Here is a 23,063-nt window from a genome sequence, read left to right on the forward strand (position 1 = left end):
CCTAGGACAATAGGTGGTCGGCTGGGACCGGCGGATGCTGGTTGACTGGGCGGATGAGCGAGATCATCCTGATCCGGCACGGCGAGACGACGTGGAGCGCCAGCCGACGGCACACCTCGTACACCGACCTGGAGCTGACCCCCGACGGCGAACGGCAGGCCCGCGCCCTGGCCGGGGTGCTGGCCGGGCAGCGCTTCGCCACCGTGCTCGCCAGCCCCCGACGCCGGGCGCTGCGCACCGCGCAGCTCGCCGGCCTCACCGTCGACGACACCGACGACGACCTCACCGAGTGGAACTACGGCCGGTACGAGGGCCGCACCACCGCCGACATCCACACCGGGCGCCCCGACTGGGACCTCTGGACCGACGGCTGCCCCGGCGGGGAGGCCCCCGACCAGGTCGGGGCCCGGGTCGACCGGATACTCGCCCGGCTCACACCGCTGCTGGCCCAGGGCGACGTCGGGCTGGTCGGACACGCCCACCTGCTCCGGGTGGTCGGTGCCCGGTGGATCGGCCTGCCCCCCGCCGGCGGCGGCAAACTACGCCTGGACACCGCCACCGTCAGCGTGCTCGGCTACGAACACGGCCGCCCGGTGATCCTGCGCTGGAACGGCCGCTGAGCGGCAGCTACGCCGGGGCCTCCGGGCCGCTGCGGGTACGGCCCCGCAGCTCCCCCACCGCCACCTTCGGCGGACGCCCCTCGTACGGGGTGGACAGCACCACCGTCGTGCGGGTGGTGACGTTCGCGGCGGTGCGGATCTCCTGGAGCACCCGTTCCAGGTCGGCCGGCCCGGCCACCCGAACCAGCAGCAGGTAGAAGTCCTCCCCCGCCACCGAGTAGCAGGAGTCGATCTCGGGCAGGTGGGCCAGCCGCTCCGGCGCGTCGTCCGGCTGCGACGGGTCGAACGGCCGGATCGCCACGAACGCGGTCATCGGCAGGTCCAACGCCTCGAACGACACCCGGGCGGTGTACCCGTTGATCACGCCGCGCTGTTCCAGCCGGCGGACCCGCTGGTGCACGGCCGAGACCGACAGGCCGACCCGCTCCGCCAGATCCGTGTACGACAGACGGCCGTCGGCGGTCAGCGCGGCGACGATGGCACGGTCGATCTCCTCCACCCGTGCAACCTACCCGGTGGAGCGCTCCCCTGGCGACGACGTCCCGCCCGATGTGACGCTCAGCGGGCCGCCCGGTCGCGCACCGCGTCGGCCGCGAAGTTGAGCACCTCGGCCAGATCCTCCTCGTCGAGGAAGGGCAGATCGGTGAGGATGTCCGTCACCGACATGCCCTCCGCCATCATCGCCAGCAGGGTCGCCACCGGGACACGGGACTGCCGCACGCAGGGTGCGCCGCCCATCACCTCGGGGTCGATGGTGATCCGGGGAAACGTCACCGGCACAGGTTAGTCCCTCGCCAGCGCCCGGGAGATCACCAGCCGCTGGATCTGGTTGGTGCCCTCGACGATCTGGAGCACCTTCGCCTCGCGCATGTACCGCTCGACCGGGTGGTCAGCCACGTAGCCGGCCCCGCCGAGCACCTGCACCGCGTCGGTGGTCACCCGCATCGCCACGTCGGTGGCGAACAGCTTCGCCTTGGCCGCCTCGATCGAGTACGGCCGGCCGGCGTCGCGCAGCCGGGCCGCGGCCAGGGTCAGCGCCCGCGCGGCGGAGATCTGGGTGGCCGCGTCGGCCAGCAGGAACCCCACCCCCTGGAAGTCGACGATGGCCCGGCCGAACTGCTGCCGCTGGCGGGCGTAGCCCACGGCGTAGTCCAGCGCCGCCTGGGCCAGACCGACCGCGCAGGCGGCGATGCCCAGCCGCCCCGAATCCAGCGCGGACATCGCGATGGTGAAGCCCGCGCCCTCCCCGCCGATCAGCCGCTCGGCCGGCACCCGGGCGTCGTCGAAGGCGATCTGCGCCACCGGCGACGAACGCAGCCCCATCGTCCGCTCGGCCGCCTGCGGGGCGATGCCCGGCGTGCCCCGGTCGGCCAGCAGGCAGGAGATGCCCTTCGGGCCCGGCCCGCCCGTCCGGCAGAACACGTTGTAGAAGTCCGCCACCCGGGCGTGCGTGATCCACGCCTTGACCCCGGTGACCCGGTAGTCGTCGCCGTCGCGGACCGCCCGGGTGGTCAACCCGGCGGCGTCCGAGCCGCCCTGCGGCTCCGACAGGCAGTACGCCCCGAGCAGCTCCCCACCCACCAGCTCCGGCAGCAGCTTGCGCTGGGCGTCGGTGCCGAACTCGGCGAGCGGGTAGCAGGACAGGGTGTGCACGCTGACCGCCTCGGCGACCGCGAGCCACCGGCCGGCGAGGATCTCCAGCACCTGGAGGTATACCTCGTACGGCTGGGCCGCGCCGCCGTGCTCCTCGGCGTACGGCAGGCCCAGCAGGCCGGCCCGGCCCAGGGTGCGCAGCACGTCGCGGGGGAACTCGGCGCGCTCCTCGAAACCGGCGGCCCGGGGCGCGAGTTCCCGGTCGGCCAGTTCGGTGGCGAGGTCGAGCAGGTCGTGGGCCTCGTCGGTGGGGAGGATGCGGTCGACAGTCATAGCGCGATGAGCTCCAGAGGTGGGTGAGCCGCCGCCCGTCGTCCGTCGGGCGCCACCCCGCAAGCTTAACGGTCGTTCGGGTTCCGGCCCAGTCCGGCGGGGGCCGACGCCTCCGGTGAACCGCGCCCGCCGCGGCTACGTACCACCGGACGCCTTCCCCGGTCCCGACGAGCCCGACCGGAGTCCCCATGCACCGACGCGCAGCACTGACCTCGACGGCGGTGGCCCTCGCCGCGCTCGTCGCCGGCTGGGCGGCCCTGACCGTCCCCACCGCGAACGCCGAGACCGACACCGCACCACCGGCCGCCACCGGCCCGGCCCGCACCCGGGCGGCCGACCCGCCACCGGCCACCGCCGACGCCACGACCCCGGCCACGATCCCCGCCACCGGGGCACCGGCCGCCGCGCCCGTCGGGTCCCCGGTGGACCGGCACGGCCCGCTGCGGGTGTGCGGGGTGCACCTGTGCGACGCGGCCGGCGAGCCGGTCCAGTTGCGCGGGATGAGCAGCCACGGCCTGCAGTTCTTCCCGGACTGCCTCAACCCCGGCTCGCTGGCCGCGCTGCGCACCGACTGGCGGGCCGACTTCGTCCGGGTGGCGATGTACGTCCAGGAGGGAGGATTCGAGACCGACCCGGCCGGCTTCACCCGCCGGGTCGACGAGGCGGTGGAGACCGCCAGCGCGCTCGGCCTCTACGTGGTGGTCGACTTCCACGTCCTGACCCCCGGCGACCCGCTGGTCAACCTGGACCGGGCCCGGTCGTTCTTCGCCGAGGTCGCCGCCCGGCACGCCGCACGGACCAATGTGCTCTGGGAGATCGCCAACGAACCCAACGGGGTCGCCTGGGCCACCATCAAGAGCTACGCCGAGCAGGTCATCCCGGTGATCCGGGCCGCCGACCCGGACAGCGTGGTGCTGGTCGGCACCCGGGGCTTCTCCTCCCTCGGCGTCTCCGAGGGCGCCGACGAGACCGAGGTGACCGACGACCCGGTCGAGGCCGGGAACATCATGTACACGTTCCACTTCTACGCCGCGTCCCACCGGGACCTGCAACGCGAGACGGTGGCCCGGGCCGCCCGGAGCCTGCCGCTGTTCGTCAGCGAGTTCGGCACCCAGACCTTCACCGGCGACGGCCCCAACGATCTGGCCAGCGCCACCACCTGGCTGGACCTGCTGCAACGCCTGAAGATCAGCTACTCGATGTGGAGCTGGTCCGACGGCCCGGAGAGCAACTCGGTGTTCCGCCGGGGCACCTGCGCCGGCACCGACTTCACCGGCACCGCCGTGCTGACCGAGTCGGGAGCGTTCATCCGCTCCCGGCTGCGGGGCTGACCGGCCGCCGGGTCCGTCAGCCGGTGACGGCGGCACCGACCCGGCGGACCCGGTCGGCGTGGGTCAGCACGTCCACGCTGTCGACGTACTGGTCCACCGCGCCGACCAGGGGACGGTCCCGCAGGGACGGGTCGACGATCGAGTTGCGCAGCGCGGTGGCCAGGCGGGGCGCGTCGAGCACCAGGAAGGGCCGCCCGTGGAAGGGCCGGACCGTGACGTCGACCGGCCCGGCCAGCCCGGTGTCGTCGGTCCACCCGGCGACCGTCTCCAGCGCCCGCACCAGCCCCGCCTGCCGGTGCGGCCAGTCACCCGGACCGAGCGTGTCCGCCAGCGCCGCCACCACCGGGCCGGCGTCCGGTAGCGCGGCGAACACGCTGCCGAGCCACTTGTCGTACGGCGGCCAGCGGCGACGGGCCAGCAGACCGAGCCGCATCAGGTCCCGGGCGACGCGGGCGGCCACCAGCCGGCTGCCCAGCGCGTCGCCCACCTCGGCACACCGACCGACGAGATGCTCGGCCTGCCCCACCCGGGTCCACCCGGCGGCCAGCACGTGCCGCCACACGTCGTCCGGATACCAGGCCAGGGCGGCCCGGACCGCGCCGAGGGCACCGTGCAGCCCGTCGTGGAAGACCGCACCGCCGGTCAGCTCGGCCAACCGCTGGGTCGGCACGGCGAGCCAGTCGTCGGTGGTGACCGCGACGGTCGGATCGAAACCGAGCCGGTCCCGCAGCCAGTCCCGCAACAGGAACACCTGCACCCCGCTGCGGTCCCCGGCGACGTCGGGCACCCCCAGCCGGGCGGTCGGCCAACTGAGGAACCGGGTCGGCCGGCCCAGGAACGAGGCCGGCAGGTCGGCCAGTGCCGCGCGCACCGGTGCCGCGTCGGCCGGGTCGGCGACGAAGACCTGGGCCCGTGGCCCCCAGTCGTGGTCGGTGGAGCGCTCGGTGTCCAGACCCAGCAGCTCCGAACCGCCGTCGAGCAGTCCGGCGGAGTACCGCAGGCCGGGCAGGCGGTCCACCAGCAGCGGCGCGACCGCCTCGTCGTGGAAGCGGCGGCACAGGACAAGACCGGGCACGAACTCCATGCCCGGCAGTCTCACCCGGCGGCCACCGTGCCGTCACGCCGGTTCCCGACCGGCGCCCACCCCGGCGCGGGCGTTGGGGAGGACCGGCCCACGATGGCGGTGGCAGGTGGGTCGCGGTCACCGGTGTCCCTGTCGGGGTGGGCCCTCCGGACGTGGCTCAACGGCGTGAGGTGGGCGTGTTCGACGAGGTGGCCGGGTCGCCGGTGCCGGGAGCCGGGCCGTCGATCGCAGCGGTGCTGCCGCGGGTGGAACGCAGGCTCCACCCGATCGACACGGTGATCGTCACGACGATCACGCCGAGGGTGACCGGGATGGGCAGTTTCCCGACCGGGGTCTCGGACAGGATGAGCTTGACGCCGGCGAAGGCGAGCAGGACGGCGAGGCCGTAGTGCAGGTGGACGAAGCGGCGAAGCAGCCCGGCGAGGCAGAAGTACAGGCTGCGCAGGCCCAGGATGGCGAACGCGTTGGCGGTCCACACGATGAAGGTGCTGGTGGTGATGGCCAGGATTGCGGCCACGGAGTCGATGGCGAAGATCAGGTCGGTGGCCTCGATCGCGATGAGCACCACGAACAGCAGGGTGGCGACGCGCTTGCCGGAGACGCGGGTGAAGAACTTGTCGCCGTGGTAGGCGGCGTCGGTGGGGATGATCTTACGGACCAGGCGCACGACCGGGTTGCGGTCGGGTGATGTCTGCCCGCCGTGCCGGAAGGCCATCTTGTAGCCGGTGTAGATGAGGAAGACGCCGAACACGTAAGCGGTCCAGAAGAAGGTCTCCAGCAGTTCGGCCCCGACGAAGATGAACACCAGGCGGAAGACCAGGGCGCCGATGACGCCCCAGAACAGCACCTTGTGCTGGAACGCGGGCGGTACGGCGAAATAGGTGAAGATCAGCGCGAAGACGAAGACGTTGTCGATCGACAGGGCCTTCTCGATCAGGTAGCCGGCGTAGTAGGTGCCGGCCGCGTCGCTGCCCTGCCACGCCCACAGGATCACGCCGAACAGCAGCCCGGCGGTGATCCAGATGCCCGACCAGACTGCGGCCTCACGAAAGCCGATGACGTGGTTGTCGCGGTGCAGGAACAGATCGACGGCGAGCATCGCGGCCACCGCGACCATGAGCAGGGCCCAGATCCACCAGGAGACGGCCATCGGGATACCTTTCCGACCAGCCGAACCCGCGACCGCGGGCCGGCGTGCTGGTCGAAGGTCTCCCCGAGCCACCGCACCGGTGGCCTGGCCGCCGGAACCCGGATGGGCCGGATCCGTACTGACGACGGCGCATTGAGCGTCTGGGTACTCCCCCTCGAACTACGATCAATGATTCACGAAACGAGAATCGCGTGTCAACCGGATCCGGCTGACAGAACACTGTGAATTCGCAGCACCCCGGCAAGGCGCTGCCGACCTACGACCTCGGCGCGGGAGGCCATGCGCCCGTGACAGTGGAGACCGGGCCGACACGGTCCCCATGTCGTCGGTGGCATGTGCCAGGCTGTCGGGCGTGGCAGACCAACAGCCGATCCTGCTGATCGACGCCCCCAGCCTCTACTTCCGGGCCTACTTCGGGGTGCCCGAGTCGGCGGCGCGGACCGACGACGGCCAGCCGGTCAACGCCGTGCGCGGGTTCCTCGACATGCTCGCCCAACTGGTCCGCACCCGCCGGCCCGACCGGATGGTCTGCGCACTCGACCACGACTGGCGGCCCGCCTGGCGGGTGGAGCTGCTGCCGTCGTACAAGGCGCACCGGGTCGCCCCGGCCGGCGGCGAGGAGGTGCCGGACACCCTCTCCCCGCAGGTGCCGGTCATCCTCGACGTGCTGGCCGCGATCGGCATCACCGCCGTCGGCGCGACCGGCTACGAGGCCGACGACGTGCTGGGCACCCTGTCGGTCACCCAGCCCGGCCCGGTGGAGGTGGTCTCCGGCGACCGCGACCTGTTCCAGCTCGTCGACGACGACCGCCGGGTCCGGCTGCTCTACATCGGTCGCGGGGTGGCCAAGCTCGACGACTGCGACGACGCCGCCGTCCGGGCCCGCTACGGCGTACCCGCCGACCGGTACGCCGACTTCGCCGCCCTGCGCGGTGACCCGAGCGACGGGCTGCCCGGCGTGCCCGGGGTGGGCGAGAAGACGGCCGCCCGGCTCATCGACCGCTACGGCGGCCTGCCCGGCATCCTCGCCGCGCTCGACGACCCCGGCTCCGGGTTCGCCCCGGGGCTGCGCGCCAAGCTCGACGGTGCCCGCGACTACCTGGCGGTGGCCCCGAAGGTGGTGCGGGTCGCCACCGACGTCCCGCTGCCGGCGCTGCCGACCGCCCTGCCGGCCGCGCCCGCCGACCCCGACCGGCTGCTGGAGCTGGCCCAACGGTGGAACCTGGCCGGCTCGTGCCGGCGGCTGGTCGACGCCCTCGCCCAGCACTGACCGCGCGGAGACGGAGCGGGCGGCTCGTCCACCGGTCCGCCCGCACCACCGACCGGGCGGTCGGGTCCCGCCGTCGGAGCGCGCGGCGGTCAGCGCGACGACGGGGGTGGGGCGTCCCGGCGGGACGGGAACGGGGTGCCCGGCCGGCCCAGGGTGCTCGACCGGGCGCGCAGGCCCACCGGGTCCGGGGCCGTCTGCGGTTCGACGGCCGGCGCGTTGACCTGCCGGGCCTGCAGGTAGGCGGCGGCGGCCCGGTCGTCGTCGGTGGGCGCGGCCAGCAGCGCGTAGACCAGCCCCACCACCACGAAGATCACCGCGAGGACGATCGGCACCAGCAGGGTGCTCACCCCCGCGCCGGTCACCTCGCCGCGCTGCCCGTGCAGGTGCACCGACAGGGCGCTCATCCCGGTGAAGTGCATGCCGTTGACCGCCACCCCCATCAGCAGGGCGGACCCGACGATCGCCAGGCCCCGGCGGACGGTCATCGCCAGCCACAGGGCCACGGTGGCCGCGACGATGGCGATGGCCACCGACAGCCCGACCCGGATGGCGTCGTAGTTCAGGTCACCGTTGAGCCGCATCGCGGCCATCCCGGTGTAGTGCATGGCCGCGACGCCGATCCCGGTGAACAGGCCACCGCCGAGGACCTTCGCGGCGCTGAGCCGGCCGGTGCCGACGATGGCCAGGCCGATCCCGACGGCGGTGACGGCGATCACCGTGCTCGCGGCGGTCAGCGGCACGTCGTACCGGATGCGGGTGCCGGTGACCGCGAACCCGAGCATGGCCATGAAGTGCATCGCCCAGATCGCGGTGCCACCGATCGCCCAGGCTGCCAGCAGACCCCACCAGAACCGCTGACCGGACCCGGTTGCGGTACGGATCCGCCCGGCGCAGACCAGACCGAGGAACGAACCGAGCACGGACAGCGCGTAACTCAGCGCCGGTGTGATCCACCCGTACTCAAAGTGATTGATCTCCGCCACGGCGGTCTTCCCCCCACTCATTACCGGCGCGTAGGCGACCGCGCCCGAGCAATGATCGGGGAGCCTGCGAGCAGGCGCAACAGCGGCCCCCCGGCAATCCGCGGGGTGCCGTCACGGTGACCGTCCGATGCGTCGATTCACCGCCCGACGGTGACCGAAAGTGATAATCAGGCGGAGGTGTAATGGGCGAGTACGCCCCGGTTCACGGCGGCGATCGCCTGTCGTGCGGTAGCCCGCAACTCGACCGACGCCCCACCGGAGTCGGATAGTTGACCGAGCAGGTCGGCGACCTGTCGGGCCCAGCGGACGAAATCCCCGGCCGGCATCTCCCCGTCGAACTGGTGCCCGCTGGCGAGCACCTTGGCCAGGGTCTCCCCCCGCGCCCACCGGTAGATCGGCCAGGCGAACCCGAGATCCGGCTCCCGGGTGGCGGTCAGGCCCCGCTGCGCCTCGTCGGCCTCGATCTCGCTCCACAGCTTGAGCGTCTCGTCGACCGCATCGGCGACCGGCCCCCGCGGCAGCGACGCCCGCTCGTCGACGTCCCGCCGGGCCTCGAACACCACCACCGAGACGGCGGCGGCCAATTCCGCCGGGGACAGGCCGTCCCAGACGCCCCGCCGCAGACACTCGGCGACCAGCAGGTCGGCCTCCGTCCAGATCCGGCCCAGCATCCGACCTGCGTCGGTCACCCCACCGTCGGCGGACAGGTAACCCCGCGCCGTCAGCAGGGCCACGATCCGGTCGAAGGTCCGGGCCAGCGAGCCGGTGCGCCCCGACACCCGCTGCCGCAGTTCGTCGGTGTCCTTCTCCAGCCGCCGACGCCGCTCCGCCCACCGGGCGTGGTCCTCCCGCTCCGGGCAGGCGTGACAGGGATGCCGCCGCAGCTCGGTGCGGAGCTGGCTGAGCCGGTGGTCCTCACCGGCGGCCTGCCGGGACCGGCCACCCCGCCGGCCACCCCGCCGGCCACCGTGCCGGTCCAGCCCGGTACCGCTGACCTCGGCGGCGAGATCCCGCCGTGCGGCCGGCGAGCGGTGGTTGAAGTGCTTGGGCACCCGGATGCGGGCCAGCACCTCGGCCGGGGTGGTGAAGTCACCGGGACTGATCCGACCCGCCCAACGGTCCTGGGTGAGCACCAGCGGCCGGGGCTCACCGAACCCCCCGGTCGCCGGATCGAGGACGACCGCGAGCCCGGCCCGCCGCCCGGACGGCACCCGGATCACGTCACCGACCCGCAACCGCTCCAACGCCGCCACCGCGGCCGCCTTGCGCTGGGTCTGCCCCTGCCGGGCGATGGCCCGCTCCCGGTCGGCGATGGCCACCCGCAGCGCGAAGTACTCGTCGAAGTCACCCTGGTGACAGGCCGCCTCCGCGCCGTACGCGTCGATGGTCTCGGTGTTGCGCTGCACCTGGCGGGCCAGCCCGACCACCGACCGGTCCGCCTGGAACTGGGCGAACGACGACTCCAGCAGCGCGCGGGCCGGCTCGGCGCCCACGCTGCCGACCAGGTTGACCGCCATGTTGTACGACGGCCGGAAGCTCGACCGCAGCGGATAGGTGCGGGTGGAGGCCAGGCCCGCCACGTGCCGGGGATCGGTCTCGGGCGACCACACCACCACGGCGTGCCCCTCCACGTCGATGCCCCGCCGACCGGCCCGCCCGGTGAGCTGCGTGTACTCGCCCGGGGTGAGATCGACGTGGGCCTCGCCGTTGAACTTGACCAGCCGCTCCAGCACCACGCACCGGGCCGGCATGTTGATGCCCAGGGCCAGGGTCTCGGTGGCGAACACCGCCTTGACCAGCCCCCGGACGAACAACTCCTCGACGACCTCCTTGAACACCGGCAGCATCCCGGCGTGGTGGGCGGCCAGCCCACGCTCCAGGCCGTCGAGCCACTCCCAGTAGCCCAGCACGCTCAGGTCCTCGCCGGGGATCGCGGTGACCCGGGACTCCACCACCCGCCGGATCTCGGCGCGTTCCTCCGCCGAGGTCAGCCGCAGACCGGCCGCCAGGCACTGCTGCACGGCGGCGGCGCAGCCGGCCCGGCTGAAGATGAACAGGATCGCCGGGAGCAGCCCCTCCCGGTCGAGCCGGTCGACGATGTCCGGACGCAGCGGCCCCCGCCAGCGCGGGCCACGCCGACCGCCACCGGGGCCGGCGCCGCGCCCCTCCCCCAGCTCCAGCCGGCGGGTCTGCTCCCGGGTGTAGCGCAGCAACTCCGGGTGCACGTCGTGCTTGCGGGCCGCGTCGGCGTCGTGGAACAGGTCGAACATCCGGCGGCCGACCAGCATGTGCTGCCACAACGGCACCGGCCGGTGCTCGCTGACCACCACCGCCGTCTCACCGCGCACCGTGACCAACCAGTCGGCGAACTCCTCGGCGTTGGAGACCGTCGCCGACAGCGACACCAGGGTGACCGAGGACGGCAGGTGGATGATCACCTCTTCCCAGACCCCGCCCCGGAACCGGTCGGCCAGGTAGTGCACCTCGTCCATCACCACGTAGGCCAGGCCGGCCAGGGTGGCCGAACCGGCGTAGAGCATGTTGCGCAGCACCTCGGTGGTCATCACCACCACCGGGGCGTCCCCGTTGATCGCGTTGTCGCCGGTGAGCAGCCCGACCTGCGTGGCGCCGTAACGCTGCACCAGGTCGTGGTACTTCTGGTTGGACAGCGCCTTGATCGGCGTGGTGTAGAAGCACTTGCGCCGGGCGGCGGGTGGCGCGTCCCCGCCCGGCGACGCCGCACCGGGCACCCCCCGCAACGCCAGGTGCACGGCGAACTCACCGACCACCGTCTTGCCCGCCCCGGTCGGGGCGCAGACCAGCACCCCGCTGCCCCGCTCCAGCGACTGGCAGGCCTCCCGCTGGAAGTCGTCGAGATCGAACCCCAGGTCGAGGGTGAACTCTTCCAGGGCCGGGAACTGGGCGGCCTGGGCAGCCCGGCGACGGGCCTCGGCGTACCGCTCGGCGGGGCTCGACATGTCAGCAAGATTAATCGGTGCCACCGACACCCACCCCCAAGGCCGTCCGGCACGGCCGTCGGAGCGGGTCGGTAGGGTGCACGACGTGCCGGATCATGCCGAACCGTCCCCGACCCCGAAGGGCGTCACGCACGCCACCCGGGCGGGCGCGTCCCGTCATCGCGTCCAGGCGGTGCTCTTCGACTTCCACGGCACCCTCGCCCAGGTCGAACCGGCCCACGACTGGGTGGTCGCCGCCGCCGCGACGTGCGGGGTCGAACTGGAACGGATGCGGGCCACGGCGCTTGCCGACCGGCTGCTCACCGCCGGCCGGGCCGGCGGCCCGCTGCCGGCCCGGGTACCGCCCCGGCTCGCCGAACTCTGGGCCGACCGGGACCTCTACGAACACGCCCACCGGGCCGCGTACACCGGGCTGGCCGAGACGGTCGACACCGGGATCGAGGGCTTCGCCGAGGCGCTCTACGAGCGGGTGCTGGCCCCGGACGGCTGGGTGCCCTACCCGGACACCGCGCCGGTGCTCACCGCGCTCCGCGACGCCGGGATCCCGGTGGCGGTGGTCAGCAACATCGGCTTCGACATCCGGCCCCTCTTCGACGCCTGGGGCCTGGCCGACCTGGTCGACGCGTACGCCCTGTCGTACGAGGTCGGGCGGTGCAAGCCGGACCCGGGCATCTTCCTGCGCGCCTGCGGGATGCTACGGGTGGACCCGGAGCGGACGCTGATGGTCGGCGACACCCCGGCCGATGCCGGGGCGGTCGCCGCCGGCTGCGGGGTGCTGGTGCTGCCGGCCGCCGGACCCGGCCGCCCCAGCGGCCTCGGCACCGTGCTCGACCTGGCCCTGCCCTCCCCGTGACCGGCTCGTCCGGCCGGGCGACGGCGGTCGGGCTGGTGCTCGGCGGGGCGTTGTCGGTGCACTTCGGCTCCGCCGTGGCCGCGCTGCTGTTCCCCCGGGTCGGCGTCCCCGGCACGGTCACCCTGCGGCTGGCCATCGGGGCGGTGCTGATGCTCCTGGTGTGCCGCCCCCGGCTGCGCGGGCACGACCGGGCCGACTGGCTGGCCGTGGGCGCGTTCGGGCTCGCCCTGGCCGGCATGAACTCGGTCTTCTATCAGGCCATCGAACGTATCCCGCTCGGCCCGGCGGTGACCCTGGAGGTACTCGGGCCGCTCACCCTGTCGGTGCTTACCGCCCGCCGGTGGACGGCCTGGTGCTGGGCGGGTCTCGCCCTGGCCGGGGTGGCGCTGCTGGGCCAGGGCGGCTTCGACCGGCTGCACCCCGTCGGCGTCGGCCTCGCACTGACGGCGGGCGCGCTGTGGGCCGCGTACATCGTCTGTTCGGCGCGGGTCGGCGGCCGGTTCCCCCGGGCCGACGGGCTGGCCCTCGCCCTGGCCCTGGCCGCGCTGCTGTCCCTGCCGTTCGGCCTGGCCGACGCCGGGGCCCGGCTGTGGCATCCGGGGGTGCTGGCCCTCGGGGCCGGGCTGGCGCTGCTCGCCTCGGTGCTGCCCTACACGCTGGAACTGCTGGCCCTGCGCCGGCTGGCCACCCCGACCTTCGCCGTGCTGATGAGCCTCGGTCCGGCGCTCGCCGCGCTCGCCGGCTGGCTGATCCTGGGGCAGGACCTGCACCCGGTCGAGGTGCTGGCGATCGGCCTGGTGGTAGTCGCCAGCATCGGCGCGGTCCGCGCCGCCACCCCCCGGGGGCCGCTCACCGCAGCAGACGCACCGCCCGAGGTACCGCGCTGATCCGCACCGGCAGGTCCAGGGACCGTTCCCCGTCGGCGTACGTGGTGATGCCCTCGGCGGCCAGTTCCACGGTGCGGGCCCGGAAGCTGCTCGCCAGCGGATGCGTCACGTGGGTGCCGGCGTAGATGCGCGGTTTGACCCGGATCAGCGTGCGCCTGTCGAAGCGGCCGCCGACCACCACGTCCAGCAGGCCGTCGGTGAGGTCGGCGGCGGGGCAGATCCGCATGCCGCCCCCGTAACGGGCACCGTTGCCCACCGCCACCAGCACCGCGTCCATCTCGTGCGCGACGCCGTCGAGGCGCAGCGTGTAGCGGCGCGGGCGCAACCGGGCCAGCTCGACGAGGATGGCCAGGTCGTACCGGCGGGGGCCGCGCGGCCAGCGCATCCGGTTTGCCCGCTCGTTGACGATCGCGTCGAAGCCGGCGGCGAGGACCGCCCCGTACCACCGTTGCGTGCCGTCGCCGCCGGTCATCCGGGCCAGATCGACCGCACGGGTACGGCCGGCCCGCAGCGCGTCGGTGATCACCGCGACGGCGGCGAGTGGATCGGCCGGGAACCCCGCGTCGGCGGCGAAGTCGTTGCCGGTGCCGACCGGCACCGGGGCGAACGGCACCGGCGTACCGCCGACCGCCTGTAGGGCCCGGTGGACGGTGCCGTCGCCACCGACCGCGACCAGCGCGGACACCCCGGCGGCGACCGCCGCGTGGCAGGCCGCCTCGGCCCCGCCGGCACCGCGCGCGGTGAGCAGTTCCACCGGGTGACCGGCGGCGGCGAGGCCGTCGAGGACCCGGGGCAGCAGGGCCCGGTGCCGACCCCGGCCAGCGACGGGGTTGGCGAGCACGGCGACCGGGCCGGGCGTCCGACGATCGTCTGCGGTCACGGCGAGCACCGTACCGGCCCGACCGGCCTGCGGGTTGACCCCGATCCCCCTCGATGGGTCGGGGTGGGTCACCACCCCTAGGGCATCCTAGGCTGCTAGGTGGGTGGTCGCCCGTCGTTTCCCCTCAGCTACGGCCTGCTCCGCAGGGCAGGTGCTGCACCGCTGGCACCTGTCATCCGACCGTACGGGGCAAGGATGGTCGGTGCGCGTCCTTTCGATCTGACGACGACAACGACTCGGCTCCCGGCCGGGACCACCGCGGCGGGGTCCCCGCCCCTGGGCATCGACGACACCGGTGTGCCCCGGTCCTGCGGTGGCCAGCCCGCAGCCCGCGCGTCGGCGCTGCCGACCGACGGTTCCCGTGGGGCCGCCGGTCGGCAGGCTGCCCGACCGGCGGCCGACTCAAGGCGCTCGGGGCACCGGTCGGCCGATATCGTCCGGCACGGAGGTGTGACGCCGGCGGCGGGTGTGATGACCTGTGGCGGAGTGTGGCATCCCGTGGCGGGTGACGCGTCGACGTCATCAGCTCGAAAGGACCCGGACCACCCACCGGCCCCGCCCGCCGGTCCGGGTCCCGCCGGCCGCTCCCCGTCGCCACCGTCGGCTCCGCCCGACCACCCCGCCGGCCGGAGCCGACGGTGGCGCACGCCACCGCCGCGCCGGGTCGGGTCGGACGGGTCAGCCGTGGGCCTTCTGCTGGCAGGGGACGCAGAAGCGGGCCTGCGGCAGCACCTCCAGCCGTTCGGCGGGGATCGCCACCTGGCAGCGTTCGCAGCGGCCGTAGCTCCCCTCGGCGATCCTGCGCAGCGCGCCGGCCAGGTGGTCCAGGCTCTGCCGGGTGGCGGCGATCAGCGCGCCCCGGGTGTGCGCCTCGGCCGGGTCGCCGGTGTCGGCGGTCAACTCGGTCAACCGGGCGGTCTGCGACGCGAACTGGTCGGTGAGGCTCTGGCGGAGCATGGTCAACCGGTGCTGGTCGGCCTGATGGTGCAGATCGGTGCTCATGGACGGGTCCTTTCGGGAAAAAGAAAAAGGGCCGAAGCCTGCTGGCTTCGCCCTGGGTGGCCGTTTGCGGAGGATGCTCGGTCTCCGGGTGGGCCACGCCCGGCGGGGATCGGGCTCGGCCGCCCCCGGCCGACCACGACCACCGCCACCGGGACACCGGTGGCGGTCGGGCGGGGGCTGACGGCCGGGAACATGCGGCCCACCATAGGCCGTGTCCGGGAGAAAACCAACGGATAACCACGTCGGGCCGCCCACCCCGGGCCACCGTCGGCGGCCCGGACGCCCGGCCCGACGGCTGTGCTTACATGGGCACCATGGCACAGCCGGTGATCCTCACCATCGACGACGACCCCGCCGTCTCCCGGGCGGTCGCCCGCGACATCCGCCGCCGGTACGGCGACCGCTACCGGGTGGTCCGGGCCGACTCCGGCCCCGGCGGGTTGGAGGCGCTGCGGGAGATCAAGCTGCGGGGCGAACGGGTGGCGGTGATGCTGGCCGACTACCGGATGCCCGAGATGAACGGCATCCAGTTTCTGGAGGCCGCGATGGACCTCTTCCCCGCCGCCCGCCGGGTGCTGCTGACCGCGTACGCCGACACCGAGGCGGCGATCGACGCGATCAACGTGGTCGACCTCGACCACTACCTGCTCAAGCCGTGGCACCCGCCGGAGGAGAAGCTCTACCCGGTGGTGGACACCCTGCTGGAGGCCTGGGCGGCCAGCCCCGACCAGGCCAGCGACGAGATCCGGGTGGTCGGGCACCGCTGGTCGGCCCCGTCGTTCGCGGTCCGTGACTTCCTCGCCCGCAACCTGGTGCCCTACCGCTGGCTGCTCACCGACGACCCGGAGGGTGGCCGGCTGCTCGCCGCCGCCGGGGCCGACGCCACCGACGTACCGCTGGTGGTCACCCCGGACGGCAAGGCGCTGGTCGCCCCGACGGAGGCGGAACTGGCGGCGGTGGCCGGGCTCACCGTCGCCCCGTCCGCCGACTTCTACGACCTGGTGGTGGTCGGTGGCGGGCCGGCCGGGCTCGGCGCCGCCGTCTACGGGGCGTCGGAGGGGCTGCGCACCGTGCTGGTGGAGCGGCGGGCCACCGGCGGCCAGGCCGGGCAGAGCAGCCGGATCGAGAACTACCTCGGTTTCCCCGACGGGGTCTCCGGGGCCCAACTCACCGACCGGGCCCGCCGGCAGGCGCTGAAGTTCGGCGCGGAGCTGCTCAGCACCCGCGAGGTGGTGGGGCTGGAGAGCGCCGGGACGGCCCGGCTGCTGCACTTCGGCGACGGCAGCACCATCGCCGCGCACACGGTGGTGCTGGCCACCGGGGTGTCCTACCGGGTGCTCGACGCGCCCGGCCTGGCCGACCTGACCGGGCGCGGAGTGTTCTACGGTGCCGCGTCGACCGAGGCGCCCAGCTGCGTCGACCAGGACGTCTGGATCGTCGGCGGGGCCAACTCCGCCGGCCAGGCCGCGGTGCACTTCTCCCGGTACGCCAGCCGGGTGCACCTGCTGATCCGGGGCGCCGACCTGACCGCGTCGATGTCGTCGTACCTGATCCAGCAGCTGGAGCGCAACGACCGGATCGTGGTGCACCCGCACACCGAGGTGGTCGGCGGTGAAGGCGACGACCACCTGGAGCGGCTGCGGCTGCGGGACACCCGCAGCGGTGACGTCCGCGAGGTGGACGCCTCGTGGCTGTTCATCTTCATCGGCGCGGAGCCGCGCACCGAATGGCTGGACGGGGTGCTGGTCCGCGACGGGCGGGGCTTCATCGTCGCCGGCCCGGACCTGACGGCGGGTGGCCGCAAACCACCGGGGTGGACCCTCGCCCGCGACCCGTACCACCTGGAGTCGAGCCTGCCGGGGGTGTTCGCGGCAGGTGACGTGCGGGCCGCCTCGGTCAAGCGGGTCGCCTCGGCGGTAGGTGAGGGTGCGATGGCCGTCTCGCTGGTACACCGCTATCTGGAGGCACAGTGAGCGACTCCGACGAACGACTCACCCCGGACCAGCTGCGGGAGCTGTTCCTGTTCGCCGCCCTCGACCCGGACCAGCTCGACTGGCTGGCCGAACACGGCCGGGTCGAGCACCGGGCCGCCGGCACCGTGGTCTACGCCGAGGGTGAGGAGGCGACCTGCTTCTTCACCCTGCTGTCCGGCACGGTGTCGATGAGCCGGCGGGTGCACGGCGACGACCTGGAGGTCACCCGTACCGACCAGCGTGGCGTGTACGGCGGGGCCACCCAGGCGTACCTCGGTGGGCAGGTCGACCAGGTCTACCTGAACACGCTGCGGGCGGTCACCGACGCCGACTTCCTGGTGCTGCCCGCCGAGACGTTCGCCCACGCGGTGCGGACCTGGTTCCCGATGGCCATGCACCTGCTGGAGGGGCTGTTCTTCGGGATGCGCGACACCCAGACCATCATCGGCGAGCGGGAACGGCTGCTCGCCCTGGGTTCGCTGTCGGCCGGGCTCACCCACGAGCTGAACAACCCGGCCGGCGCGGCGGTCCGGGCCACCTCGGCGCTGCGCGACCGGGTCGCCGGGATGCGGCACAAGCTGGCGATGATCGCCGACGGCCGGCTCGACGGGCGGCGGCTGCACACCCTGGTGGAGTTGCAGGAGGAGGCGGTGAAGCGGGCCGCCCGCGCACCGCAGCTGTCCCCGATGGCGGCCAGCGACGCCGAGGACGCGTTGGCCGACTGGCTGGACGAGCAGCGGGTCACCGCCGGCTGGGACCTGGCGCCGACGCTGGTCGCCGCCGGCCTGGACACCGCCTGGCTGGAGCAGGTCCGCGAGGTGGTCGGCCCGCAGGACCTGGAGTCGGCGGTGCGGTGGCTGTCGTACACGTTGGACACCGAGCAGTTGATGGCCGAGATCGACGACGCGGTCACCCGGATCTCCACCCTGGTCGGTGCGGCCAAGCAGTACTCGCAGCTCGACCGGGCCCCGCACCAGGTGGTGGACGTGCACGACCTGCTCGACGCCACCCTGGTCATGTTCAAGGCCAAGGTCCCGCCGGGGGTGCGGGTGGTCCGGGCGTACGACCGGGGCCTGCCCCCCATTCCGGCGTACGCGGCCGAACTGAACCAGGTGTGGACGAACCTGATCGACAACGCGCTGTCGGCGATGGGCCCGGAGGGCACCCTGACGCTGCGCACCGGTCGGTCGGGCGACCTGCTGACCGTCGAGATCGTCGACACCGGGCCGGGGATCTCCGAGGCGGTCCGGCCGCGTATCTTCGAACCGTTCTTCACCACCAAGGCCGTCGGTGAGGGCACCGGGCTGGGGCTGGACATCTCGTACCGGATCGTGGTCAACAAGCACCACGGCGACATCCGGGTGGACAGTGTGCCCGGGTCCACCGTGTTCCGGGTGCTGCTGCCGTTGACCGCACCGGCGCGCGCCACCGACGCCCCGGGACGCTGACAGCGAACCGTTCCGTCCAGGACCACCGTGATCGCGCGGTCACGGAGGATAATGGTTGGTCGCCGTCGGGGGCAAGTAGTGGTTCCCCTTCTGTCGCCCGGGAGTGGCCCGGCCATACGCTCGGCCCCGGGGGGTCTGCCGTCCGCCGCAACCGGCCGGCAGGTCGCCGTACCCCGTCCCCGACGCAGGCGGAGGCTACCGTGACCATCGACCGGGTGACGACCGGGCCGGCGAGCGCCGGAACCGCGGTCGGCTACACCGTGGAGGAACTTGCCCGCAAGGTGGGCATGTCGGCGCGGAACATCCGCGCCCACCAGGCCCGGCGGCTGCTGGCACCCCCGGTGCGCCGGGGGCGGGTCGCGCTCTACGACGACTCCCACGTCCGCCGGCTGGAGGCCATCCTGACCCTGCAACGGCAGGGTTTCAACCTGGTCTCCATCGAGGCGATGCTCGGCGTGCGGGGCGGCGACGACACGCCCGACGGGCTGACCGCGATGCTGCAACGGCTGGCTGCCGAACGGCCCGCGTTGACCCACGCGTTGACCCGGCACGGGGTGATCGGGCGGGCGCCGGACGGCACGGTGTGCACGGTGCGGCCCCGGCCGTTGCGTGCCGCCCTGGACCTGCACCGGGTCCGGATGGGCACGGTGCCGGCGTTGCAGGCGCTCAGTGAGGTGCTCGACAGCGTCCGGCCCCTCGCCGACGAACTGGTCGCGGAGGTCACCGCCCGGATGTTGACGCTCGCCCCCGAACTGGGTGGCGGCGGGCCCCGGCCGTCGTGGTCCGACGGGGACCGGGAGACGATCCTGCTGACCCAGGGGGTGGTCAACGTGCTCACCGAGGCGTTCCGGTTGGCGGTGGAGCACCAGGCCGAGGCGCACATCGCGGGCCTGCTGGACACCAACGGTCCACCGCCGACGCCCGTCGGGGACGGCGTCCTGGCCGACAAGGGCTGACGTCGCCGGAGCCGGTGCCGGTGCCGGTGCCGGGTCAGCGGTCGGTGTCGTCGAACCGGGACACCCAGGCGACCAGACCGGAGCGGGACTCCACGCCCGCCTTGCGGTAGATCCGGGTCAGGTGCGCCTCCACCGTACGGGGGCTGATGTGCAGCTGACGGCCGATCATCCGGTTGGTGACGCCGGTGCTGGCCAGCCGCGCGATGTGCCACTCCCGGTCGGTCAGGGCGGTCTCGGCGAGCGCCCGCACCGGCCGGGCCAGTCGCAGGCCGACCCGTTCGGTGCCGCACCGGGCGGCCAGTTCCTCTGCCCGGCGGCGGGCCCGGCCGGCGGGGCCGTGCTGGTCCACCGCCTCGGAGGCGCGGGCGATGGCGACCAGGGCGAGGCTGTGCCGCAGCGTCATGCCGGCGGCCCGGAACCGGTCCGCCGCGGTGCGCAGGTACGGCAGCGCCGTCAGCACCTCGCCCCGGGCGAGCAGCACCTCCCCGTACGCCGACTCGGCGAAGGCGTGCTGACCGGGCAGGCCGAGCCGGTCGGCGGCGGCCAACGCGGCGCGGGCCCGCCGGTACGCCTCGGGCAGGTCCCCGGTGGCCAGGGCGGCGGCGCAGAGCAGTTCGTGCCACATCGGTCGCAGGGAGGCCTGCAGACGGGTCAGCCGGCTGTCGCCACCGGCGTCGGTGAGCATCTCCACGCAGGTGTCGGGATCCCCGGCGAGCAGTGTCGCGGTGGCCAGCGCGGTCGCCGCGGTCCGTCCCGACCAGCTGTCGAGGTCGTTGGCGAGCTCCACGGCGGTACGGGCCAGGGCCACCGCGCGATCGTCGTCACGCGGGCCACCCCGCCACGCGGTGGCCTGTGCCTCGAAGGCGAGGGCGAAGCTGAGCAGGGAACGGCTGCCGATCCGACGGGCGATGCCGCCGGCCTCGGTGGTCAATCCGATCACGGTGCCGAGCTGGCCCCGGTGGTAGGCGACCTGGCTACGGCCGAGCAGCAGTTGGCAGAGCCCGTCGTCGCGGTGGGCGTCCCGGACCAGGGTGATCCCCCGGTCGAGGTGCCGGGTGGCGTCGGCGGGACGTTCGAGGAACAGCTCGGCGAGCCCGACCGCCAGCAGGCAGTCGGGGCGTTCGCGCAGGTCCCGGTCGGGCAGCGCGTCGACGATCGGCGTGCCGGCGGCGAGCAGTTCCCGGGCGATCCGCACCTCGCCGTCGTGGGCGGCGGCGAGTCCGCGGACGGCGAGCAGGCCGGCCCGGTCGATGCCGCTGGCCTCGCCGTCGGGGGCGCCGCCCGGCACCGGTGCCGGGTGACCGGACAGGATGCCGATCGCGCCGAGTTCGGTGGCGAGTTGGAACGCCCCGGCGGTCGGCGTCGGCGTCCCGACCAGTTCCCGGCGGCTGATCGCGGCGGCCTCGGCGTAGTTGCCGAGCAGGCGTTCCACCCGTACCCACTGGGCGACGGCGGCGGTCCGGCGGCCGGGCGGGTGGACGGGCAGTTCGGGGACGACCTCCCGCAGCAGGCTGCGGCTCTCGGCGAGGTTGCCCATCTCGCCGGTGATCCGGGCCAGCAGCAGGGTGACGTCGTGCCGGCTGTCCGGGGAGCCGGCCGGCGGGCGTACCGCGCGCAACGCCGTACGCAGCCAGCGGACGGCCGCCTCCGGGGCTTCGCCGCGGATCTCCTCGGCGGCCCGGCAGAGCACGTCGACGTAGGGTTCGACCGGCCGGCCGTGGGGCAGCCCGAGCAGGTGTTCGGCCTGCGCCGCCCGCTCGGCCGGTGGGGCCTGCCGGGCGAGCAGCACGGTCAACGCCCGGTGGTGCGCCTCCGCCCGCCAGGCCGGGTCGGTGTCCTGCGCGACCGCCGCGCGTAGCACCGGGTGCCGGAAGGTGAACCGTGCCGTGGTCGGGACGACCCGCAACAGGTCCCGGCGGACCAGGCGCCAGGCGGACTCGGTCACCTGCCGGGCCGGCAGCCCGGCGACCTCGGCGAGCAGGTCCACCCCGCACGGTGTGCCGTGCACGGCCGCGGCGCGCAGGCAGGTCGCGTCGACCGGGGACAGGCCGGCCCACTCGGCGCGCAGGGTGGCCACGGCCCGGTCGGTGAGCCGGAGCCCGGTGCCCGGCGGGGGGTCCCGGTCGCCGTCGGCCGACCCGACGCCGTCCAGCGCGGCGAGGTAGCCGGGGTTGCCGGCGGCCCGGTCGTGGCGACGGCCCAGGTCGGCCGGGTCCTCGTCCGGGTACAGCGCGACGGTTTCGGCGAGGCTGAGTGGTCCCAGTTCGATCCGCTCCCGGCGCCGGCCGCCGGGGACGCCGGTCTCGGGCGGACCGAACGGCATCGCGGTGTCGAGCTGGCGGGGCCGGTAGACCAGGATCAGCAGCAGCGGCGCGGACACCGGGTAGCGCAGCAGGTGGGCGACGAGCCCGGTGGACGAGGTGTCGGCCCAGTGCAGGTCGTCCAGGACGAGGGCCAGCCCGTCGCTGGCGGCCAGGGTGAGCAGCCGGCGGGCCAGTTGGTAGGTGCGGAACTGGCGTACGTCGAGCGGAGCGACGGCGGGCCGGGTCGGCAGAGCGTCGGGCACGGCGGTGGGGTGCTGCGGATCGACGCTTACGGGGTGGGGAGCGCCGAAGGCGTGCCGGAAGACGTGGAACGGGATGTCCCGCTCGGCTTCCACGCAGGTGCCGACGGCCCGGGGCAGGGCCGGGACGCAGCCGTCGAGGGCGGCGTGGACGAGGCGGGTCTTGCCGATTCCCGGGTCGCCGACCACCTCGCACACCACCTGGGTGCCGGTGCGGACGCTGTCGGCGTGGGCGGCGCGGATGCGGGCGACCTCCGGCCGCCGTCCGACGAATGGTGAGCCGGACAGCGCATCCTCCAGCCCAGCTGCCGTCACGCAGATCACGTGTATTCCCTGCGATCCTCCAATGGGGATTGCCGGGACTATACCGGTGGCCGGAAACACGAGGAACATCGATGTCGCGGGGGTGACCGAACGATTCGGCCAGCTGACCGTACGGATGGGGGAATCGGCCGTTTCCGGTGTGGCGTCGGGCAGGGCCGCGGCGGTCGGTGGTCAGCGGGTGGGTGGGGTGACCGGCAGCGTGGCGATCAGTCGGATCTGTGCGGTACGGGATTCGTCGATGCGCCGGGCCAGGTCGCGGACGGCCGGGGCGACCGCCACCGAAAGGTGCGCCCGGGCCAGCGCGGCGGCCTGCCGCTGCTGCGGCACCAGCACCGCCACCAGGGCGGCGTCGTAGCCGGCGTCCGGGGTGCCACGCAGCAGTGCCACCGGGTCGGCGGTGTCGCCCGGGTCGGGGTGGGTGTGCCGGTGGTGGCCGGTGTCCGGGCCGGCGGCACTGATCCACCGGCGGGCCTGGGCCACCTCGTCGGTCTCGGTGGCGTCGATCGCCGCGACGAGGGTCCGCAACCGGGGTTCCCGGACCCGCTGCGGCGCGGCCCGGACGATGGCCAGGGTCCGTTCCTGGTGGGCGGTCATGGTGTGCAGGAACGCCAGGTCGGTGCCGTCGACCACGGTCGTGGTGCCCGACGGCACGGGGGCGGCCGGGGGCGGGGTGGGCGCGCATCCGGCGAGCAGCAGGGCCGCCACGGCGACCACGGTGCCCCGGCCTCGGCGGGTGGTCCGGCCGACGGTCGCGGGTGGCCGGCCGCCGCCGGCCCGTCGGGGGCCGGCGGCGGGTGGGGACGTGACGCCCGGTCGACGTGGTGGCATCTCGACG

19 protein-coding genes are annotated in these 23,063 nt (G+C 74.1%); 8 read left to right on the forward strand and 11 right to left on the reverse strand.

The annotated features are described in order from the left end of the window. The first annotated feature begins 53 nt into the window (after window positions 1-53). Window positions 54-620 carry a histidine phosphatase family protein gene (locus ACN260_RS14160; protein ID WP_422756406.1) on the forward strand — a complete coding sequence of 189 codons (567 nt, stop codon included), beginning with the start codon at window positions 54-56 and terminating at the stop codon, window positions 618-620. Window positions 621-627: 7 nt separating this feature from the next. Here the strand turns inward: ACN260_RS14160 and ACN260_RS14165 are convergent, their stop codons facing one another. The 3 genes from ACN260_RS14165 to ACN260_RS14175 are packed head-to-tail and all read right to left on the reverse strand — an operon-like array spanning window position 628 to window position 2,546. Next, window positions 628-1,119 (reverse strand): Lrp/AsnC family transcriptional regulator, encoded by a 492-nt coding sequence (locus ACN260_RS14165; RefSeq protein WP_422756407.1) that lies wholly within the window; start codon window positions 1,117-1,119, stop codon window positions 628-630. A gap of 59 nt (window positions 1,120-1,178) precedes the next feature. Further along, the gene (locus ACN260_RS14170) at window positions 1,179-1,394 is read right to left on the reverse strand and encodes a DUF433 domain-containing protein (protein ID WP_088647100.1); all 216 of its coding nucleotides are present in this window, start codon (window positions 1,392-1,394) and stop codon (window positions 1,179-1,181) included. 9 nt (window positions 1,395-1,403) lie between these two features. After that, window positions 1,404-2,546 (reverse strand): acyl-CoA dehydrogenase family protein, encoded by a 1,143-nt coding sequence (locus ACN260_RS14175; RefSeq protein WP_422756408.1) that lies wholly within the window; start codon window positions 2,544-2,546, stop codon window positions 1,404-1,406. Window positions 2,547-2,734: 188 nt separating this feature from the next. Here ACN260_RS14175 and ACN260_RS14180 point away from each other — a divergent pair, with 188 nt between their 5' ends. Next, the gene (locus tag ACN260_RS14180) at window positions 2,735-3,877 is read left to right on the forward strand and encodes a glycoside hydrolase family 5 protein (protein ID WP_422756409.1); all 1,143 of its coding nucleotides are present in this window, start codon (window positions 2,735-2,737) and stop codon (window positions 3,875-3,877) included. 16 nt (window positions 3,878-3,893) lie between these two features. Here ACN260_RS14180 and ACN260_RS14185 read toward each other — a convergent pair whose 3' ends face one another. Further along, window positions 3,894-4,961 carry a DUF4037 domain-containing protein gene (locus ACN260_RS14185; protein WP_422756410.1) on the reverse strand — a complete coding sequence of 356 codons (1,068 nt, stop codon included), beginning with the start codon at window positions 4,959-4,961 and terminating at the stop codon, window positions 3,894-3,896. Window positions 4,962-5,118: 157 nt separating this feature from the next. After that, window positions 5,119-6,111: a TerC family protein gene (locus tag ACN260_RS14190; protein ID WP_422756411.1), complete on the reverse strand. Its 993-nt coding sequence runs from the start codon at window positions 6,109-6,111 to the stop codon at window positions 5,119-5,121. 319 nt (window positions 6,112-6,430) lie between these two features. On the opposite strand from ACN260_RS14190, the gene ACN260_RS14195 reads away from it, so the two are divergent. Beyond that, a complete protein-coding gene (locus ACN260_RS14195) occupies window positions 6,431-7,381 on the forward strand; it encodes a 5'-3' exonuclease (RefSeq protein ID WP_422756412.1) in 951 nt (316 codons plus the stop codon). 89 nt (window positions 7,382-7,470) lie between these two features. Here ACN260_RS14195 and ACN260_RS14200 read toward each other — a convergent pair whose 3' ends face one another. Continuing rightward, the gene (locus ACN260_RS14200) at window positions 7,471-8,364 is read right to left on the reverse strand and encodes an MHYT domain-containing protein (RefSeq protein WP_422756413.1); all 894 of its coding nucleotides are present in this window, start codon (window positions 8,362-8,364) and stop codon (window positions 7,471-7,473) included. A gap of 167 nt (window positions 8,365-8,531) precedes the next feature. After that, window positions 8,532-11,342 carry a DEAD/DEAH box helicase gene (locus tag ACN260_RS14205; protein WP_422756414.1) on the reverse strand — a complete coding sequence of 937 codons (2,811 nt, stop codon included), beginning with the start codon at window positions 11,340-11,342 and terminating at the stop codon, window positions 8,532-8,534. An 85-nt stretch (window positions 11,343-11,427) separates the two neighbouring features. Here ACN260_RS14205 and ACN260_RS14210 point away from each other — a divergent pair, with 85 nt between their 5' ends. Further along, a complete protein-coding gene (locus ACN260_RS14210; RefSeq protein WP_422756415.1) occupies window positions 11,428-12,195 on the forward strand; it encodes an HAD family hydrolase in 768 nt (255 codons plus the stop codon). Next, window positions 12,192-13,082: an EamA family transporter gene (locus ACN260_RS14215; RefSeq protein ID WP_422756416.1), complete on the forward strand. Its 891-nt coding sequence runs from the start codon at window positions 12,192-12,194 to the stop codon at window positions 13,080-13,082. Before ACN260_RS14210 ends, ACN260_RS14215 begins: the two co-directional genes overlap by 4 nt. Here ACN260_RS14215 and ACN260_RS14220 read toward each other — a convergent pair. Together ACN260_RS14220 and ACN260_RS14225 are read right to left on the reverse strand one after the other, a co-directional pair. Continuing rightward, complete coding sequence (locus tag ACN260_RS14220; RefSeq protein WP_422756712.1) at window positions 13,045-13,971, reverse strand: diacylglycerol kinase family protein; 927 nt, start codon at window positions 13,969-13,971, stop codon at window positions 13,045-13,047. The two genes, ACN260_RS14215 and ACN260_RS14220, sit on opposite strands and share 38 nt — an antisense overlap. A 669-nt stretch (window positions 13,972-14,640) precedes the next feature. Beyond that, window positions 14,641-14,964, reverse strand: coding sequence for a TraR/DksA family transcriptional regulator (locus ACN260_RS14225; protein ID WP_422756417.1), 324 nt, complete (start codon window positions 14,962-14,964; stop codon window positions 14,641-14,643). A 314-nt stretch (window positions 14,965-15,278) separates the two neighbouring features. Here ACN260_RS14225 and ACN260_RS14230 point away from each other — a divergent pair, with 314 nt between their 5' ends. The 3 genes from ACN260_RS14230 to ACN260_RS14240 all read left to right on the forward strand — a co-directional run bounded on the left by ACN260_RS14230 (window position 15,279) and on the right by ACN260_RS14240 (window position 19,341). Next, window positions 15,279-16,937, forward strand: coding sequence for an FAD-dependent oxidoreductase (locus ACN260_RS14230; protein WP_422756418.1), 1,659 nt, complete (start codon window positions 15,279-15,281; stop codon window positions 16,935-16,937). After that, a complete protein-coding gene (locus ACN260_RS14235; protein WP_422756419.1) occupies window positions 16,934-18,385 on the forward strand; it encodes an ATP-binding protein in 1,452 nt (483 codons plus the stop codon). The genes ACN260_RS14230 and ACN260_RS14235 overlap by 4 nt, the downstream gene beginning before the upstream one ends. A 200-nt stretch (window positions 18,386-18,585) precedes the next feature. After that, window positions 18,586-19,341, forward strand: coding sequence for a MerR family transcriptional regulator (locus tag ACN260_RS14240; protein WP_422756420.1), 756 nt, complete (start codon window positions 18,586-18,588; stop codon window positions 19,339-19,341). A gap of 34 nt (window positions 19,342-19,375) precedes the next feature. On the opposite strand, the gene ACN260_RS14245 is transcribed toward ACN260_RS14240, so the two are convergent. Both ACN260_RS14245 and ACN260_RS14250 read right to left on the reverse strand, forming a co-directional pair. Further along, entirely contained in the window at window positions 19,376-22,219 is a 2,844-nt protein-coding gene (locus ACN260_RS14245) for an ATP-binding protein (protein ID WP_422756421.1), read from the reverse strand. A gap of 180 nt (window positions 22,220-22,399) precedes the next feature. Further along, window positions 22,400-22,933, reverse strand: coding sequence for a DUF305 domain-containing protein (locus ACN260_RS14250; RefSeq protein ID WP_422756422.1), 534 nt, complete (start codon window positions 22,931-22,933; stop codon window positions 22,400-22,402). Window positions 22,934-23,063: the final 130 nt, after the last annotated feature.

It is taken from the genome of Micromonospora sp. WMMD708 (assembly GCF_049315245.1).
GTDB classification, from domain to species: Bacteria; Actinomycetota; Actinomycetes; order Mycobacteriales; family Micromonosporaceae; genus Micromonospora; species Micromonospora wenchangensis.